The organism is Chelativorans petroleitrophicus (assembly GCF_025398195.1).
In the GTDB taxonomy this organism is placed as follows: Bacteria; Pseudomonadota; Alphaproteobacteria; order Rhizobiales; family Rhizobiaceae; genus Chelativorans; species Chelativorans petroleitrophicus.
In genome coordinates, this window is record NZ_JAODNV010000066.1 from 1 (window position 1) to 581 (window position 581).

Genomic DNA, 581 nt, shown 5'->3' on the forward strand with positions numbered 1-581 from the left:
CATTGCAGAAGCAGCCGGTGATGAACGGTGTCGAAGTAGCTCGCCAGATCACCTTCGATGATCCAGCGGCCCCTCGTCGTGTCCGCGCCGTCCTGAAGCTGCAACTTCACGGTACGAACGGCATGGTGCACGCTGCGTTCCGGCCGGAAGCCATAGGACAGGCGATGGAAGTCGCTTTCCCAAATCGGCTCCATGGCCATCAGCATGGCGCGCTGGACAATGCGGTCTGTCAGGGTCGGTATACCCAGTGGTCGTAGCTTGCCATTGGCTTTCGGGATATAGATTCGCTTGACCGGCTTCGGGCGATAGGTGCCTTTCAACAGGTTTGTCCGCAGGTCGGCCAGATGGCGATCCAGCCCGGCCTGCATCCGTCGCTTATCCATTCCGTCAATGCCCGGAGTTCGTGCGCCACTCGACGCCAGAACGATCCGGGCGGCTTCGGCAAGCCATTCCCGGTCGGCAATGAGCCGCAAGAGACGATCGAACCGACGGTTCGGACCGGCCTCGGCCCATGTTGCGAGCTTGTGCTGCATTTCGCTGATTATCAAAGGTCTTCACCTCATTTGGTCAGGTAATTTGCA

1 protein-coding gene is annotated in these 581 nt (G+C 59.4%); it reads right to left on the reverse strand.

Translation table 11 applies throughout. From position 1 onward, the window contains the following. On the reverse strand, positions 1-548 hold a 548-nt coding region (locus tag NYR54_RS19150; protein WP_261517287.1), incomplete at its 3' end, for a reverse transcriptase domain-containing protein. Positions 549-581: the final 33 nt, after the last annotated feature.